We start from the raw sequence: 15,360 nt of genomic DNA, 5'->3' as shown, positions 1-15,360 counted from the left end.
AGCTTTTCCGCCTGCTTCGGGCCTTACGGCCCTGCTGGCCATGCGGCCGGAGGCCGGAGGCTGGTGCTCGCCAGGGGCAAGCCACCGGGTTTACAGAGCCATTCGGACTATTGTCGATGGCTGCACCGTATCTTCTCGGACGTTTCCAGCACAATGGAATGCCCCTCATTTTTGCAGGAGCCGCCACTTTGCAACGACGTCAATTTTTTTCCCGCACCGGTCGGGCCATCACGGCTGCCGGCGTGGCCGCCGGGCTGCCGTGGCTTTCGTCGCTGGCCCAGGCCGCAGGCCTCAAACCCGTGGGCAAGGCCCAATCCTTCGACTACGCGGTGCTCAAGGGCCAGGCGCGCGACCTGGCGGCCAAACCCTACCGGCCCCGGTCGATGGCGTTGCCGCCCGGTATTTCGGACCTGACCTGGGACCAGCACCAGGCCATTCGCTTTCGGGACGACCATGCCTTGTGGGGCGATGACAAGCTGCGCTTCGTGGCCAGATTTTTCCACCTCGGCCTGTACTTCAAGACGCCGGTGCGCATGCATGAAGTGAGCAACGGCCAGGCACAGGAACTGGCCTATGACCCGGCCATGTTTGATTACGGGAAAAGCGGCGTGCGGGGCGACAGCCTGCCCGCCGATCTCGGTTTTGCCGGCTTCCGGCTGAATTTCCACACCGATCCGGTGCGTGACGTGGCGGCGTTCCTCGGCGCAAGCTATTTTCGCGCGGTGGGCGGCGAATGGCAGTATGGCCAGTCGGCACGGGGCCTGGCCATCGACACGGCGCAAACCTTCCCGGAAGAGTTTCCGGATTTCATCGGCTACTGGCTCGAAAAGCCGGACCCGAAAGCAGCTTCACTGACCGTGTACGCCCTGCTGGATTCGCCGAGTGTCAGCGGTGCCTACCGTTTTGTGATCACGCCGGGCGACACGCAGATCATGGACCTGGATGTGGCACTGTACCCGCGTAAAACCATAGCCCGCCTGGGCATCGCGCCGTGCACCAGCATGTTCCAGACCGGCGAAAACGACAAACGCATGGGCTGGGACTGGCGCGGCGAAATCCACGATACCGACGGCTTGTGCATGCACAGCGGCACGGGCGAATGGCTGTGGCGCCCGCTGACCAACCCTGCGCAACTGCAGTTCAACGCCTTCCAGGACGACAACCCGCGCGGTTTTGGCCTGATGCAGCGCGACCGGAATTTTGACCACTACCAGGACGACGGCGTGTTCTACGAAAAACGCCCGAGCCTGTGGGTCGAGCCCAGGGCGGGCTGGGGCCCAGGCACGGTGCAGCTGGTGGAAATCCCGACCGTGGACGAAACCTTTGACAACATCGTGGCCTTCTGGAACCCCAGGGACAAGCCGCAGGCAGGGCAGGAATTGCTGTTTTCCTACCGGCTGCACTGGGGTGGCCAGCCGCCCGCCGCGCAAGGACCGCTGGCGCGCTGCGTTGCCACACGCACCGGCCTTGGCGGCGTGGCAGGGCAAAAGCGCACAGCCTACACATGGCGGTTTGCGGTCGATTTTGCAGGCGGCGACTTTGCCTTGCTGAACCCCGGGGTCCAGGTCAAAGCCGTGGTCACCGCCTCGCGCGGCACGATTGAATTGACGTCGGCCCGGCCGCTGGACGCCATCAAGGGGTGGCGTGCCATGTTCGACGTGCGCCCCGATGGCGACAGCACGGCACCCATCAACCTGCGCATGCATTTGCAGGTCGACGGCCAGTCATTGACGGAAACCTGGCTGTACCAATGGACGCCGCCCCCTGTGGCGCAACGGATTCTTTACTGAGACCCGCGCTGGGCCGTCAGCGGAAATTGGGCGCCTCAAACCGGCAACGCTTCCTACCGCTGGCTCAGCGGTGCATGCACGCTGGCATCCGTGGTGACCAGTTCCACCGGGTAGCGTTTGCCCGCGAGGTAGTCCTCCATGCAGGTCAGCAACAGGGGGCTTCGGTGCATCGGGACGCTGGCCCGGATCTCGTCGGCCGTCAGCCAGACGGTGCGCACAATGCCTTCGTCCAGCGCCTGGCCGGCCACGTGCTCGCCCAGTTCACCGCAAAAGGCGAAGCGCAAATAGGTGATGTCCAGCGGCTCGTCCTGGCCGGGCACGGCCCGCTCGAAACGCGAGAGGTAGACGCCCACGATGGCTGTCGGCTTGAAGTGCCAGGCGGTTTCTTCCAGCGTTTCCCGGGCGCAGGCCTCAATCGGGCTTTCGCCCGGATCCAGGTGGCCGGCGGGGTTGTTGAGCTTTAGGCCGTCCCGGGTTTGTTCCTCTACCAGCAGGAATTTGGGGACGCCGTCGATTATTTTTTCTATGACCGCAGCGACCGTGACGCTGGGCTTCCATCGATTGTTCATGGCGGTGATTATCTGTGGGCCGCGTGACAGTTCCTGTGGGTATTTTTCCCCGGCCAGGGTCGGGCCTCGCGCCGTCATGCAGCGGGCCCTTGCGGTATTGCGCCGAATCCGCGGGCAAAGCTCTCGCGCAGGTGCTCGACAAAATACTGCACGGCCTTGGGCACCTGGGCCGACCAGGGCCGCAAGGCGTAGATGCGCTCGCCGAAGAAGCCCTGCACCTGCCAGTCGGGCAGCACGTGCACAAGGGCTGATGGTTCGCCGCCACCCGGGGGCACGCTGAAGTCCGGCAGCAGGCCTATGCCCAGGCCGGCCACCAGCGCCTCGCGCAGCACCTCGCTGTTGTTGGCCTTGAGCGTGCCGCTGACGTTCACGCCGACCTGTTCGCGCGATTTGCGCTTGCCGCTGCGCACAAAGGTCCAGCTCGCCGCATTGTGGTTGCCCAGGTAGAGCAGGCAGTCGTGACCAGCGAGTTCCGCCGGCTGAGTGGGCACGCCGCGCCGCGCCAGGTAGTCGGGGCTGGCCAGCAGGATGGAGCGCGTCTCGCACAGCACCCAGGCCACGTGGGTGTCGGGCGGCGCGTTGGTGTGGCGTATCGCCAGGTCGAAGCCCTCATTGGCCAGGTTCACGAAACGGTCGGTCAGTTCAAGCTCGATGTGGATCTCGGGAAAGCGCTGGAGGAAGGCCGCGACGCGGGGCGCCAGATGCTGGCGCCCCAGTGCGACCGGCGCCGTCACGCGAATCAGGCCGCGCGGCGTACCCACCAGGTCTTTCACGGCCGAATAGCTTTCGCTGATGCGGTTGAAGGCCGGCTGCATGCCGTTGACCAGCTGCTGGCCGGCTTCCGTCAGGCCCACCGAGCGCGTGGTGCGCCGTACCAGCATCACGCCGGCGGCGCGCTCCAGCTCGCTGATGCGCATGCTGGCCGAGCCCTTGGACACGCCCAGGCGGCGCGCCGTCTCGGTAAAACTGCGGGTGGCGGCCAGCACGGTCAGCAGGTGCAGGTCGGCCACGAGGGGGGAAAGCTGGTCGGAAGACATGGCATGAAGCGCTCGGGGCGCCCAATTGTTCAGGAATATGAACAATGTAATCACAAATAAGGGTGTTATCAATTCGGCCCGGCACGCCTAGACTGCCATCAGCCGCCCTGTTTGGGGCCATTCATTCGTTTTTTTCAGCCGCCAGGCCTTTGCCAGAGGAATCCCCATGTCTTTATCGCCCGCCGCCACTGCACCCCAGGCCACCATCGGCCATTACCTCCAGGGCCGTATCGCCGCGCCAACCTCGGGCCGCAGCCAGCCGGTCTTCAATCCCGCGACCGGCGCCGTGACCGGCCACGTCGCACTGGCCAGCACGGCCGAGGTCGACGCCGCCGTGGCGTCCGCGCAGGCGGCCTTCCCGGCCTGGGCCGATACGCCGCCCATACGCCGCGCGCGCGTGATGTTCAAGTTCCTCGAACTCCTGAATAAAAACAAGGACAAGCTGGCCCACATGATCACCGCCGAGCACGGGAAGGTGTTCACCGACGCCCAGGGTGAGGTCTCGCGCGGCATCGACATCGTGGAATTCGCCTGCGGCATCCCGCAGTTGCTCAAGGGCGACTTCACCGACCAGGTCTCCACCGGCATCGACAACTGGACGCTGCGCCAGCCCCTGGGTGTGGTGGCCGGCATCACGCCCTTCAACTTCCCCGTAATGGTGCCGATGTGGATGTTCCCGGTGGCGATTGCCGCCGGCAACAGCTTTATCCTGAAGCCCAGCCCCATCGACCCCAGCCCCAGCCTCTTCATCGCCGACCTGCTCAAGCAAGCCGGCCTGCCCGGCGGCGTCTTCAATGTGGTGCAGGGCGACAAGGAAGCGGTCGACGCGCTGCTGGTGCACCCTGACGTGAAGGCCGTGTCCTTCGTCGGCTCCACGCCCATCGCCAACTACATCTATGAAACCGGCGCCCACCACGGCAAGCGCGTGCAGGCTCTGGGCGGTGCGAAGAACCATATGGTGGTGATGCCCGACGCCGACCTCGAGCAGGCGGTGGACGCGCTGATAGGCGCGGGCTACGGCTCGGCCGGCGAGCGCTGCATGGCGATCTCGGTGGCGGTGCTGGTCGGCGACGTGGCCGACAAGCTGGTGCCCATGCTGGAGGCGCGCGCCAAAACCCTGGTGATCAAGAACGGCGTGGAACTCGACGCCGAGATGGGCCCCATCGTCACCTCGGCCGCGCACGAGCGCATCACCGGCTACATCGACATCGGCGTGAAGGAAGGCGCCAAGCTGCTGGTCGACGGCCGCGGCTTCAAGGGCGCCCAGGCCGGGGACGGCTGCGACAAGGGCTTCTGGATGGGCGGCACGCTGTTCGACCACGTCACGCCCGACATGCGCATCTACAAGGAAGAAATTTTCGGCCCGGTGCTGGGCTGCGTGCGCGTGAAGGATTTTTCCGAGGCGGTGAACCTCATCAACGCCCATGAGTTCGGCAATGGCGTGAGCTGCTACACCCGCGACGGCCACGTGGCGCGCGAATTCAGCCGCCGTATCCAGGTCGGCATGGTCGGCATCAACGTGCCTATCCCAGTGCCCATGGCCTGGCACGGTTTCGGCGGCTGGAAAAAGAGCCTCTTCGGCGACATGCACGCCTACGGCGAAGAGGGCGTGCGTTTCTACACCAAGCAAAAATCCATCATGCAGCGCTGGCCCGAAAGCACCGGCAAGGGCGCCGAGTTCGTGATGCCTACGGCCAAATAACACAGGGCACGCCCGGGCGTGACAGCCCCGCCAGCCGCATCACGGCTGGCGGGGCTTATTCGTATCAACAGCGGCGGAACAGGCAAAAACTATAGACTTCCGTGACAAAAATTTGCAAAAATCTCATGTAAGCTTCATGACAGGTACAAATACAAACGCCGAGACAGGCAAGCAGAAGACAGTTCACGCACAAGCCCGTCCACGGGTTGATGTCCACCAAGCCATACCAACGTACTGAGGAGAGACCCATGCTGATTGGGGTACCCGCCGAAATCACGGCCGGAGAAACACGCGTCGCCATCACGCCGGAAACGGCCAAAAAGCTCAAGGCCCAGGGGCACACCATCCGTGTGCAGTCGGGCGCCGGTGTCGCCGCCAGCGTTCCTGACGAGGCTTACACGGCCGTCGGCGCCGAGATCACCGACGCCGCGGGCGCCTACGGCGCCGACATCGTGCTCAAGGTGCGTTGCCCGCTCGACAGCGAAATGGGGCTGGCCAAAGCCGGCGGTGTGCTGGTCGGCATGCTCAATCCTTTTGATGCCGCCGGCCTGCAGCGCCTGGCAACGGCCCAGCTGACGTCTTTCGCCCTCGAAGCCGCGCCGCGCACCAGCCGCGCGCAAAGCATGGACGTGCTGTCTTCGCAGGCCAATATCGCGGGCTACAAGGCCGTGATCATGGCGGCCGACCGCTACCAGCGCTTCTTCCCCATGCTGATGACGGCGGCCGGCACGGTCAAGGCCGCGCGCGTGGTGATCCTGGGCGTCGGCGTTGCCGGCCTGCAGGCCATCGCCACGGCCAAGCGCCTGGGCGCGGTGATTGAAGCCAGCGACGTGCGTCCCAGCGTGAAAGAGCAGGTCGAATCGCTGGGTGCGAAATTCATCGACGTGCCTTATGAAACCGACGAAGAGCGCGAAGCCGCCGTCGGCGTGGGCGGCTATGCCAGGCCCATGCCGCCCAGTTGGCTGGAGCGGCAAAAAGCCGAGGTCGCCAAGCGCGTCGCGCAGGCCGACGTGGTCATCACCACCGCGCTGATCCCGGGCCGCGCCGCGCCGGTGCTCGTCACCGAAGACATGGTCAAGGCCATGAAGCCCGGCAGCGTCATCGTCGACCTGGCCGCGCCGCAAGGCGGCAACTGCCCGCTCACCGAGCCCGGCAAGACCGTGGTCAAGCACGGCGTGACGCTGATCGGCGAGACCAATGTGCCGTCTCTGGTCGCGGCCGACGCCAGCGCGCTGTATGCCCGCAACCTGCTCGACTTCCTCAAGCTCATCATCACCAAGGAAGGTGAGCTCAAGGTCGACCTGGAAGACGACATCGTTGCCGCCTGCCTGATGACGCAGGGCGGCGAGGTGAAGCGCAAATGAATCCGCTTGTTCGTCTGCTGGTACTGCTGGCGGCGTTTGTCTCGCAAGGCGTGTTTGCGCAGGCGGTCGGGCGTACCGAAATCAAGGACTTGCCGGAAGGGTGGGTGACGCTAGTCACTTACGACAAGAAGGGGTTGAGCCTTGACAGTGGTACTGCGCATATCCCGATGCAGGCTTCCGTATTCCTGAACAAATCGCGCGACATGCTGATGGTTGTTGAAAGCACAGTCGGTGGGCATTCAAAGAATGTGAACTGGATCACCATGAAATGTCCGGCCGTGCGCGCCGGCTATTTCACCAACGACTATGGATCCAACACGAAAAACCTCGATACGCGTTGCCTGGTGGTCAACACCCGGTATTCGGACAAGAAGTATCTCGAAGGAATTTCTCCGGAAGCTGCCGCTGCGGTTGAAAAAGAGAACCTGAAATTTGACAAAGGCCACCTCATTCGCGCGTGGAGCGGAGTGCGCGGTGGAACCTATCTCAAGGTTTACCTGTTCAAAACCTCCGCTTTCAAGATTGAATCGGCCACGGGCAAAGAAGATGCATCCGGTGTCGACCAGTCACTTGTTGATTTTGGGGAGTCGCTGCAGAAAGCGGTCTACGACTCCACTTTGTCGCTGGGCGGCGGACTTTCGCTTCAATTACTCAACACCATCAAGTAACGCATATGGACATCGTTTCCCCCACCATCATCAACCTGATTATTTTTGTACTGGCCATCTACGTGGGCTACCACGTGGTGTGGACCGTCACACCGGCGCTGCACACGCCGCTGATGGCGGTGACCAACGCGATTTCGGCCATCGTGATTGTGGGCGCCATGCTGGCGGCCGCGCTGACGGAAACGCCGCTCGGCAAGACCATGGGCTGGCTGGCGGTGGCGCTGGCGGCGGTGAACGTCTTCGGCGGCTTCCTCGTGACGCGCCGCATGCTGGAGATGTTCCGCAAGAAGGAAAAGAAGGCGCCGGCCGCCGCTGACGCAGCTGGTTCGGGAGTGGCCAAATGAGCATGAACATCGTCACGCTGCTGTACCTGGTGGCTTCCGTCTTTTTTATCCAGGCGCTCAAGGGCCTGTCCCACCCGACCACGTCGATACGCGGCAACCTCTTCGGCATGGCCGGCATGACGATTGCCGTGCTGACGACGGGCGCCCTGATCGTTGAAACATCCGGCGGCAAGGCCATCGGCATGGTGTATGTGCTCAGCGCCCTGCTGGTGGGCGGCGCGGCCGGCACGCTGATGGCCAAGCGCGTCGAGATGACCAAGATGCCCGAGCTGGTCGCCTTCATGCACAGCATGATCGGCCTGGCCGCGGTGTTCATCGCGGTGGCCGCCGTCGCCGAGCCCTACGCCTTCGGCATCGCCGCCAAGGGCTTGCCCATCCCCACCGGCAACCGGCTTGAGCTGTTCCTGGGCGCGGCGATCGGCGCCGTCACCTTCAGCGGCTCGGTCATCGCCTTCGGCAAACTCAGCGGCAAGTACAAGTTCCGCCTGTTCCAGGGCGCGCCCGTGACCTTCGCGGGCCAGCACATGCTGAACCTGGTGCTGGGCCTGGCCACCGTGGGCCTGGGCCTGGGCTTCATGATCACCGGCAACTGGACGGCCTTCTTCGCGATGCTGGCGCTGGCCTTCGTGATGGGTGTGCTGATCATCATCCCTATCGGCGGCGCCGACATGCCGGTGGTGGTGTCCATGCTCAACAGCTACTCGGGCTGGGCGGCCGCCGGTATCGGCTTTTCGCTGAACAACGCCATGCTGATCATTGCCGGTTCGCTGGTCGGGTCGTCGGGCGCCATCCTCTCGTACATCATGTGCAAGGCGATGAACCGCTCCTTCTTCAACGTGATCCTGGGCGGCTTCGGCGGTGAGGCCGGCACGGCCGCCGCGGGCGCGAAAGAGCAGCGACCCGTCAAGTCGGGTTCCGCCGACGACGCCGCCTTCATCCTGGGCAATGCCGAAACCGTGATCATCGTGCCGGGCTACGGCCTGGCGGTAGCGCGCGCGCAGCACTCGGTGAAAGAACTCGCGCAAAAACTCATCGACAAGGGCATCAACGTCAAGTACGCCATCCACCCGGTCGCCGGCCGCATGCCCGGCCACATGAACGTGCTGCTGGCCGAGGCCGAAGTGCCTTACGACCAGGTGCATGAAATGGAAGACATCAACGCCGAGTTCGGCCAGGCCGACGTGGCCATCATCCTGGGCGCCAACGACGTGGTGAACCCCGCCGCCCACGTCAAGGGCAGCGCGATCTACGGCATGCCCATCCTGGAGGCCTACAAGGCCAAGACGGTGATTGTCAACAAGCGTTCCATGGCGGCCGGCTACGCGGGCCTGGACAACGAGCTCTTCTACATGGACAAAACCATGATGGTCTTCGGCGACGCCAAAAAGGTCATCGAAGACATGGGCAAGGCCATCGAATAAGCGCCGGCTGCCGGGCATTTCCGCGGCCGCGTGCCGCGGGCCCATCCAGTTTAGAGGGGCTTCCCTTCTGATTTCCCGGCTTTCCTAGGGAAAACGCAATAGCCACGAAGAGGGCATGCCGTGAGAATCCATGGCTGTAAGCAAAACGTAATGGAGAAGACAAACATGAATGCAGCGACCATTGACCGCCCGTGGCTCAAGGCCTACCCGCCGGGCGTTCCCACCGACATCGACGCGTCGCAGTACCCGTCGCTGGTGGCCCTGATGGAGGAAAGCTTCAAGAAGCACGGCAGCCGCGTCGCTTACAGCTTCATGGGCAAGGACATCACCTTCGGCCAGACCGACAGCCTGTCGCTGGCCTTCGGCGCCTACCTGCAGAGCCTGGGCCTGGCCAAGGGCGACCGCATCGCCATCATGATGCCCAACGTGCCGCAGTACCCGGTGGCCGTGGCCGCCATCCTGCGCGCCGGTTATGTGGTGGTCAACGTCAACCCGCTGTACACGCCGCGCGAACTCGAGCACCAGCTCAAGGACTCGGGCTCCAAGGCCATCGTCATCATCGAGAACTTCGCCAACACGCTGGAGCAGTGCATCGCCGCGACGCCGGTCAAGCACGTGGTGCTGTGCGCCATGGGCGACCAGCTGGGCATGCTCAAGGGCGCGCTGGTCAACTACGTGGTGCGCAACGTCAAGAAGATGGTGCCGGCCTTCAACCTGCCCGGCGCCGTGCGCTTCAACGACGCCGTGGCCCAGGGCACGCGCGCGACGCTCAAGCGCCCCGACATCAAGCCCGACGACGTGGCCGTGCTGCAGTACACCGGCGGCACCACCGGCGTGTCCAAAGGCGCGGTGCTGCTGCACCGCAACGTGATCGCCAACGTGCTGCAGTCCGAAGCCTGGAACGGCCCGGCCATGGCCAGCATGCCGGCCGGCCAGCAACCCGTCTACGTCTGCGCGTTGCCGCTGTATCACATCTTCGCGTTCACCGTGAACATGATGCTGGGCATGCGCACCGGCGGCAAGAACATCCTGATCCCCAACCCGCGTGACCTGCCCGCCGTGCTCAAGGAACTCTCCAAACACAAGGTCAACAGCTTCCCCGCGGTCAACACGCTGTTCAACGGCCTGGCCAATCACCCGGATTTCAACACGGTGGACTGGTCGCACCTGAAGGTGTCGCTGGGCGGCGGCATGGCCGTGCAAAGTGCGGTGGCCAAGCTCTGGCTTGAGAAAACCGGCTGCCCGGTCTGCGAGGGCTACGGCCTGTCCGAGACCTCGCCCTCGGCCAGCTGCAACCCGACCAACAGCAAAGCCTTCACCGGCACCATAGGCGTGCCGATTCCCGGCACGTACTTCAAGCTGCTCGACGACGACGGCAATGAAGTGCCGCAGGGACAGCCCGGCGAGATCGCCATCAAGGGACCGCAGGTCATGGCCGGCTACTGGCAGCGCCCCGACGAAACCGCCAAGGTCATGACGCCCGACGGCTACTTCAAGTCCGGCGACATCGGCGTGCTGGATGACAACGGCTTCTTCAAGATCGTCGACCGCAAGAAAGACATGATCCTGGTGAGCGGCTTCAACGTCTACCCGAACGAGATCGAGGACGTGGTGGCCAAGCTCGACGGTGTGATGGAATGCGCCTGCGTGGGCGTGGCCGACGACAAGTCCGGCGAAGCCGTGAAGCTGGTGATCGTCAAGAAGAACCCCGACCTCACCGAAGCCCAGGTGCGCGAATACTGCAAGGCCAACCTGACCGGCTACAAGCAGCCCAAGGTGGTGGAGTTCCGCACCGACCTGCCCAAGACACCGGTCGGCAAGATACTGCGCCGCGAATTACGCGACAAGAAGTGAGGCAAAGCCTCACTTCTTGCAGCGAAGGCTGACAACTGCCCTGCTTGCAGGGCTTGTTATGCCGGAGCTACAAGAAGTAATTCGACGGCAGACAAGTTTTTAGAGCCTGCAAAGGTTTTCTACGGGGCGGCGCAAGTCGCCCTTTTTTGCGTCTGTACTCGCCGGTGATGGCTTTGGGCACAATCGCTTCATGCCGATCTCTTCCACCTCCCCGACCCCCATCGCCATACTTAGCGCCCTCCTGCAAGAGCAGCAAGGCCTGATGGAATTGCTGCACCGCCCGCACAAGGTCACGCACGCCGGCCGCGACTTCTGGCTCGGCGACCTGCACGGCCGGCCCGTGGTGCTGGCCTTGTCGAAAATCGGCAAGGTGGCGGCCGCGACTACTGCGACCGCGTTGATCGAACGCTTCGGCGTGCGCCGCATGGTGTTCACCGGCGTGGCCGGCGGCCTGGGCCAGGATGTGAATGTCGGCGACGTCGTAGTGGCCAGCGAGTTTGTGCAGCACGACCTGGATGCCTCGCCGCTGTTTCCGCGTTATGAGGTGCCGTTGTACGGCCGCAGCCGCTTTGAGGGCGATGCGGCACTCACGGCCTTGCTGTTCGATGCGGCATCGGCGGCGCTGGAGGGCGGCGGTGATGGCGGCGCGAGCGCGGCCTTTCCGGGCGCGCGCGTTCACAGGGGGCTGATCGCCAGCGGCGACCGCTTTGTCTCAGGCGCCGGCGAGTCGCGCAGCCTGCATGCCGCGCTGACGGGCGCGGGCCACGAGGTGCTGGCGGTGGAGATGGAAGGCGCAGCCGTGGCGCAGGTCTGCCACGACTACGGCGTGCCCTTTGCCGCCGTGCGCACCATCTCGGACCGCGCGGATGACAGCGCGCATGTGGACTTCCCGCGCTTCGTCGAGGAAGTGGCCAGCCGCTATGCGCATGCCATCGTGGAGCGGCTGCTGGTGTCGCTGGAGCCGCAACAAGCGCAGTAGCCGCTCATGCCCGGTGGCGGATCACCCCGCGCCGTGGCACTTCTTGTATTTCTTCCCGCTGCCGCAATGGCAAAGGTCGTTGCGTCCCGGCGTGGCCTCGACGCGCACGGTTTCCACCTTGGGGCCCATCGTCATCCACAGCTCGCGCAGGTCGTACACCGCCCAGATCGCTTCGCCGAACGCGTTGAGGCGCGCAATGCTGGTGCTGGGCGCGCCGTCTTCGCTCAGCGGCGAGACTTCGGGCGCGGCCGTGTCGTCCTCGGTCATGGCCACCACGGCCTGCAGCGCGCCGTCCAGCCATTTGGCGGCGTCCTTGTCGCGCGGGGCCATCCATTCGTCGGGCCAGCTTTCGACCGCGAACATAAAACCCAGCGCCCAGACCTGGGCAAAGGCCGGCAACTCTTCGCCCTTGAAGGCGGCGCGCTCCTCGGGCGCCATCTCGGCCACGGCGCCGCGTATGTCCATCACCTCGGGGTGGTAGCAGTTGTCGTCTTCCAGCGAATCGACCTCTGAGTCCAGCGCGGTTTCGACTTCCTTCCAGCGCCGGTTCCACAGCGTGAGGAAGCGCTCACCTTGCGCCGCGTCGGCGAAGGAGCCGCCTTCCGGGTCCGGCGCCTCGCCTTCGCCGGGCACGGCCAGCAGCACCGGCAGGTATTCGGCGGCGGCAATGGGGCGGCGCGAGCAGATCACGGCGGCCATGAAGCCTTCGCAGAATTCCCACTGCGGCGTCTCGTCGTAGCGGGTGCGCAGCTCGTCGAGGATGGCGTCCAGCTCGTCGAAATCTTCGGCTTCGAGGAAAGCCGTTTCCGCCGAGGGCGTTGAAGAAGGGGGGGATTTGGGGGTAGGCGTCATGAAAACAGTCCTGAGCCTCACGCGAGGCTCTTATGATGCAAAGTGTATCTGCCGCATCGCGGTTATTCTGCCCCCTCCCCCACGGAAGCGCCACCATGTTTCTCCAGCGTCTGGATGCCCGATTTCCTGTCCGTTACACCGTCTTGGCCCTGTGCGCGCTGGGCGCGCTGCTGTCGCTGTTCAGCCTGGCCGCCTTCGGCGTGGGCTGGCGGACCCTGCTGGCCTTCCTGGGCTGTGTCGCGCTGGTGGGGCTCGGCGTTTACGACCTGCGGCAAACGCGGCATGCGGTGCTGCGCAACTACCCGGTCATCGGCCACATGCGTTTTCTGTTCGAATACATCCGGCCCGAGATGCGCCAGTACTTCATCGAAAGCGACAGCGAGGCCACGCCCTTTTCGCGCGCGCAGCGCTCGCTGGTCTACCAGCGCTCCAAGGGGGAGCCCGACAACCGGCCCTTCGGCACGCAGCTCGACGTGGGCGCGCAGGGTTATGAATGGGTCAACCACTCGATGTCGCCCACCAAGCTGCCCTCGCACGATTTCCGCGTCTGGATAGGCGGCACGCCCGACAAGCCTTCGCCTTCGGTGGAGCCCTGCACGCAGCCCTACCATGCGAGCGTCTTCAACATCTCGGCACTGAGCTTCGGCTCGCTCTCGGCCAACGCCATCATGGCGCTCAACAAGGGCGCCAAACTGGGCGGCTTTGCGCACGACACCGGCGAGGGTTCGATCTCGCAGCACCACCGGGTTCACGGCGGCGACCTGATCTGGGAAATCGGTTCCGGCTATTTCGGTTGCCGCAACGAGGACGGCAGCTTCAGCGAAGAGCGCTTCAGCGCCAACGCGCGCGACCCGCAGGTCAAGCTGATCGAGCTCAAGATGAGCCAGGGCGCCAAGCCCGGCCACGGCGGCATACTGCCCGGCCCCAAGGTCACTGCCGAAATCGCGGCGGCGCGCGGCGTGCCGCAGGGCAAGGACTGCATCTCGCCCTCCAGCCACAGCGCGTTCTCCACACCGGTCGAGATGATGCATTTCATCGCCCGGCTGCGAAAACTCTCGGGCGGCAAGCCGACCGGCTTCAAGTTCTGCATAGGCCACCCCTGGGAGTGGTTCGCCATCGTCAAGGCCATGCTGGAGACCGGCATCACGCCCGATTTCATCGTGGTGGACGGCGCCGAGGGCGGCACCGGCGCCGCGCCCGTCGAGTTCACCGACCACGTGGGCGCGCCGCTGCAGGAGGGCCTGCTGCTGGTGCACAACACGCTGATAGGCGTGAACCTGCGCAGCCGCATTTCCATAGGCGCGGCCGGCAAGGTGGTCAGCGCCTTCGACATGGTGCGGCTGATGGCGCTGGGCGCCGACTGGTGCAACGCCGGGCGCGGCTTCATGATGGCGCTGGGCTGCATCCAGGCGCAAAGCTGCCACACCGGCAAATGCCCGACCGGCGTGACCACGCAGGACCCGGTGCGCCAGCAGGCGCTGGTGGTGCCCGACAAGGCCGAGCGCGTGCGCAATTTTCACCGCAGCACGCTGCATGCGCTGCAGGAGCTGGTGCAGGCCGCGGGCCTGTGCCACCCGCGCGAGGTCAACGCCCACCACATCGTGCGGCGCCTGACCGACACCGAAGTGCGGCTGCTCAGCAACCTCATCATGCAGGTGGAGCCCGGCGCGCTGCTGGGTTCGCTGGAAAAACAGAACACGGTCTTCAGCTATTACTGGCCGCTGGCCAGCGCGCACAGCTTTCGCGCCAATGGCGTGGGCCCGGGCGGCCAGATGCCGGCGCAGGCCAACGGCATCCATGTGGGCGGTGACGCTTCGGCGGCGGCGCCGGGGCAGGTCGCGGTGCCGCCGGTCGCGGTAGCGCTGGACGCCGCCGCCACGCGCGCGGCGGGGTGAGCTACATCACCGGCTGGGCGCGCACGCCCTGAGCCAGCAGCCGCTTTTGCATGGACAGCACATCCCTGTCCTTGCTCAGCAACAAGGCCTTTGCCGCCACGGCCAGGTCGATGAATTTCTGGTCGTCGGCGTCGCTACAGGTCACGGCGGCCTTGGCGGCCGCTTCCGTCAGGCGCGCATGCCGGTCAAAGGCGGCGAGCACGTCGCCGGCGTTCAATGCGTAAAACGCCAGGCGCGGCACGATTTGCGGATAGGCCAGCACGCGTTCGAGTTCATCGCGCATGGGCTGCGTGGCCAGCCAGTCGAGTTCGCCGGCTTCCAGCGCTTTTTTGAGCGGCTGTGCGGCCGCGTCGTTGAAGACAAACACGTCGAGGACGATGTTGGTGTCCAGCACGACGGGCTGGCGCGCTGCGGCCGTCACGCCGCGGGCTCGTCCGGTGCGGCAGGCGCGGCGGCGCCCGGCTTGCCGCGCGCGGAACCGGCCACCATGTCGAAGCGGAACAACCGGCATTCAATCGGGCCGTTCCACATCGGCACGCGGCGTGATTCCTTCAGGCGCATCTTGCCGGGCAGCTTGAGGTCGGGCGTCAGCACGTGGGCCGTCCAGCCCGCGTAGTTTTTCTTCCAGTGCGCGGCCAGTTGCGGAAAGAAATCGGCGGCTTCCTCGCCCCAGGCGTTTTGCGCCTGCTCGCGCCCCGGGTTGGCCGAGCGGTCGCGCGGGGTCTCGAAGGCCGGCTCTTCACGCGTGTCGCCGCTGTCCCGGTTCAGCGGCTGGCCGAACTCGTCGATGGGCTGGTTGCGGTGGTCGTGCTGCACACGCCCTTCGGCATGTCCCTGCTGGCGGCGCTGGTCGCGGCCCTGCAGGCCGGTGATGCCGGCCACACC

At 65.0% G+C, this 15,360-nt stretch carries 13 protein-coding genes and 1 pseudogene; 9 read left to right on the top strand and 5 right to left on the bottom strand.

Going from position 1 to position 15,360, the window contains the following annotated elements; translation table 11 throughout:
* Nucleotides 1-188: 188 nt before the first annotated feature.
* Entirely contained in the window at nucleotides 189-1,790 is a 1,602-nt protein-coding gene (locus tag ACLV74_RS23335; protein ID WP_411881815.1) for a glucan biosynthesis protein, read from the top strand.
* Nucleotides 1,791-1,843: 53 nt separating this feature from the next.
* Here ACLV74_RS23335 and ACLV74_RS23330 read toward each other — a convergent pair whose 3' ends face one another.
* On the bottom strand, nucleotides 1,844-2,359 hold the full coding sequence (locus tag ACLV74_RS23330; RefSeq protein ID WP_411881814.1) for an NUDIX hydrolase: 516 nt from the start codon (nucleotides 2,357-2,359) through the stop codon (nucleotides 1,844-1,846).
* Nucleotides 2,360-2,433: 74 nt separating this feature from the next.
* Entirely contained in the window at nucleotides 2,434-3,396 is a 963-nt protein-coding gene (locus tag ACLV74_RS23325; RefSeq protein WP_411881813.1) for a LysR family transcriptional regulator, read from the bottom strand.
* 166 nt (nucleotides 3,397-3,562) lie between these two features.
* On the opposite strand from ACLV74_RS23325, the gene ACLV74_RS23320 reads away from it, so the two are divergent.
* From ACLV74_RS23320 to ACLV74_RS23290, 7 genes are all read left to right on the top strand, one after another.
* On the top strand, nucleotides 3,563-5,098 hold the full coding sequence (locus ACLV74_RS23320) for a CoA-acylating methylmalonate-semialdehyde dehydrogenase (protein WP_411881812.1): 1,536 nt from the start codon (nucleotides 3,563-3,565) through the stop codon (nucleotides 5,096-5,098).
* Between the two features lie 248 nt (nucleotides 5,099-5,346).
* Nucleotides 5,347-6,462: a Re/Si-specific NAD(P)(+) transhydrogenase subunit alpha gene (locus tag ACLV74_RS23315; RefSeq protein WP_411881811.1), complete on the top strand. Its 1,116-nt coding sequence runs from the start codon at nucleotides 5,347-5,349 to the stop codon at nucleotides 6,460-6,462.
* Complete coding sequence (locus tag ACLV74_RS23310) at nucleotides 6,459-7,130, top strand: hypothetical protein (protein ID WP_411881810.1); 672 nt, start codon at nucleotides 6,459-6,461, stop codon at nucleotides 7,128-7,130. The genes ACLV74_RS23315 and ACLV74_RS23310 overlap by 4 nt, the downstream gene beginning before the upstream one ends.
* Before the next feature lie 5 nt (nucleotides 7,131-7,135).
* The gene (locus ACLV74_RS23305; protein WP_411881809.1) at nucleotides 7,136-7,474 is read left to right on the top strand and encodes an NAD(P) transhydrogenase subunit alpha; all 339 of its coding nucleotides are present in this window, start codon (nucleotides 7,136-7,138) and stop codon (nucleotides 7,472-7,474) included.
* On the top strand, nucleotides 7,471-8,895 hold the full coding sequence (locus ACLV74_RS23300) for an NAD(P)(+) transhydrogenase (Re/Si-specific) subunit beta (RefSeq protein ID WP_411881808.1): 1,425 nt from the start codon (nucleotides 7,471-7,473) through the stop codon (nucleotides 8,893-8,895). Before ACLV74_RS23305 ends, ACLV74_RS23300 begins: the two co-directional genes overlap by 4 nt.
* Nucleotides 8,896-9,060: 165 nt before the next feature.
* Nucleotides 9,061-10,749 carry a long-chain-fatty-acid--CoA ligase gene (locus tag ACLV74_RS23295; protein ID WP_411881807.1) on the top strand — a complete coding sequence of 563 codons (1,689 nt, stop codon included), beginning with the start codon at nucleotides 9,061-9,063 and terminating at the stop codon, nucleotides 10,747-10,749.
* Between the two features lie 190 nt (nucleotides 10,750-10,939).
* On the top strand, nucleotides 10,940-11,728 hold the full coding sequence (locus ACLV74_RS23290; RefSeq protein WP_411881806.1) for a 5'-methylthioadenosine/adenosylhomocysteine nucleosidase: 789 nt from the start codon (nucleotides 10,940-10,942) through the stop codon (nucleotides 11,726-11,728).
* A gap of 21 nt (nucleotides 11,729-11,749) precedes the next feature.
* On the opposite strand, the gene ACLV74_RS23285 is transcribed toward ACLV74_RS23290, so the two are convergent.
* Nucleotides 11,750-12,580, bottom strand: coding sequence for a UPF0149 family protein (locus ACLV74_RS23285; protein ID WP_411881805.1), 831 nt, complete (start codon nucleotides 12,578-12,580; stop codon nucleotides 11,750-11,752).
* Nucleotides 12,581-12,675: 95 nt separating this feature from the next.
* On the opposite strand from ACLV74_RS23285, the gene ACLV74_RS23280 reads away from it, so the two are divergent.
* The gene (locus tag ACLV74_RS23280) at nucleotides 12,676-14,475 is read left to right on the top strand and encodes an FMN-binding glutamate synthase family protein (protein ID WP_411881804.1); all 1,800 of its coding nucleotides are present in this window, start codon (nucleotides 12,676-12,678) and stop codon (nucleotides 14,473-14,475) included.
* A 1-nt stretch (nucleotide 14,476) separates the two neighbouring features.
* Here the strand turns inward: ACLV74_RS23280 and ACLV74_RS23275 are convergent, their stop codons facing one another.
* Entirely contained in the window at nucleotides 14,477-14,896 is a 420-nt protein-coding gene (locus ACLV74_RS23275; RefSeq protein ID WP_411881803.1) for a putative toxin-antitoxin system toxin component, PIN family, read from the bottom strand.
* Nucleotides 14,893-15,360 (bottom strand): annotated as a pseudogene (locus tag ACLV74_RS23270) (class I SAM-dependent RNA methyltransferase); the annotation flags it as partial. The gene ACLV74_RS23275 and the pseudogene ACLV74_RS23270, both read right to left, overlap by 4 nt.

Source organism: Polaromonas sp. YR568 (genome assembly GCF_943369415.1).
In the GTDB taxonomy this organism is placed as follows: domain Bacteria; phylum Pseudomonadota; class Gammaproteobacteria; order Burkholderiales; family Burkholderiaceae_C; genus Polaromonas.
The sequence above is the reverse complement of the archived record's forward strand: the minus strand, read 5'-3'. Positions and strand labels throughout refer to the sequence as shown.

What these genes read in the sequence shown, in the direction of transcription:
- ACLV74_RS23330 (WP_411881814.1), bottom strand. Translation starts at nt 2,359, where the DNA reads ATGAACAATCGATGGAAGCCCAGCGTCACGGTCGCTGCGGTCATAGAA.
- ACLV74_RS23325 (WP_411881813.1), bottom strand. Translation starts at nt 3,396, where the DNA reads ATGTCTTCCGACCAGCTTTCCCCCCTCGTGGCCGACCTGCACCTGCTG.
- ACLV74_RS23320 (WP_411881812.1), top strand. Translation starts at nt 3,563, where the DNA reads ATGTCTTTATCGCCCGCCGCCACTGCACCCCAGGCCACCATCGGCCAT.
- ACLV74_RS23315 (WP_411881811.1), top strand. Translation starts at nt 5,347, where the DNA reads ATGCTGATTGGGGTACCCGCCGAAATCACGGCCGGAGAAACACGCGTC.
- ACLV74_RS23310 (WP_411881810.1), top strand. Translation starts at nt 6,459, where the DNA reads ATGAATCCGCTTGTTCGTCTGCTGGTACTGCTGGCGGCGTTTGTCTCG.
- ACLV74_RS23305 (WP_411881809.1), top strand. Translation starts at nt 7,136, where the DNA reads ATGGACATCGTTTCCCCCACCATCATCAACCTGATTATTTTTGTACTG.
- ACLV74_RS23300 (WP_411881808.1), top strand. Translation starts at nt 7,471, where the DNA reads ATGAGCATGAACATCGTCACGCTGCTGTACCTGGTGGCTTCCGTCTTT.
- ACLV74_RS23295 (WP_411881807.1), top strand. Translation starts at nt 9,061, where the DNA reads ATGAATGCAGCGACCATTGACCGCCCGTGGCTCAAGGCCTACCCGCCG.
- ACLV74_RS23290 (WP_411881806.1), top strand. Translation starts at nt 10,940, where the DNA reads ATGCCGATCTCTTCCACCTCCCCGACCCCCATCGCCATACTTAGCGCC.
- ACLV74_RS23285 (WP_411881805.1), bottom strand. Translation starts at nt 12,580, where the DNA reads ATGACGCCTACCCCCAAATCCCCCCCTTCTTCAACGCCCTCGGCGGAA.
- ACLV74_RS23280 (WP_411881804.1), top strand. Translation starts at nt 12,676, where the DNA reads ATGTTTCTCCAGCGTCTGGATGCCCGATTTCCTGTCCGTTACACCGTC.